The 372-nt window shown below is 68.5% G+C and carries 1 pseudogene; it reads right to left on the minus strand.

From position 1 onward, the window contains the following. Window positions 1–372: pseudogene (locus EN786_RS36390) on the minus strand (histone deacetylase family protein); the annotation flags it as partial.

The raw sequence follows: 372 nt of genomic DNA on the forward strand, positions 1-372 counted from the left end.
GGCGGTAATCGATATCGAGGATCGAGACACGGCTTGCGCCCTGGTCGCGGGACCATTGCGCGACGACGGCGGCGTTGTTGATGAAGCAGTAGCCGCCCATGAAGGCAGCGCCGGCGTGGTGGCCGGGCGGGCGGCAGAGCGCGAAGGCGGTCCGCTCGCCGCCCTTGACCAGGGCGGCCGCCGTCAGCGCGACGTCATAGGATGACTTGATCGCCTTCCATGTGCCCTCGACGAAGGTGGCGCCGCCATCGAAGGAATAGTAGCCGAGCAGGGCATCGATGCGCTTTGGCGGCACGTCGCCGCGCAGGCCGCGCGTTGGCCAGGTGAAGGGCATCGCCGTGCCGGTATGGCCCTCGGCGATCCATTGAGGCC

The organism is Mesorhizobium sp. M4B.F.Ca.ET.143.01.1.1 (assembly GCF_004792275.1).
Lineage (GTDB): Bacteria > Pseudomonadota > Alphaproteobacteria > Rhizobiales > Rhizobiaceae > Mesorhizobium > Mesorhizobium abyssinicae.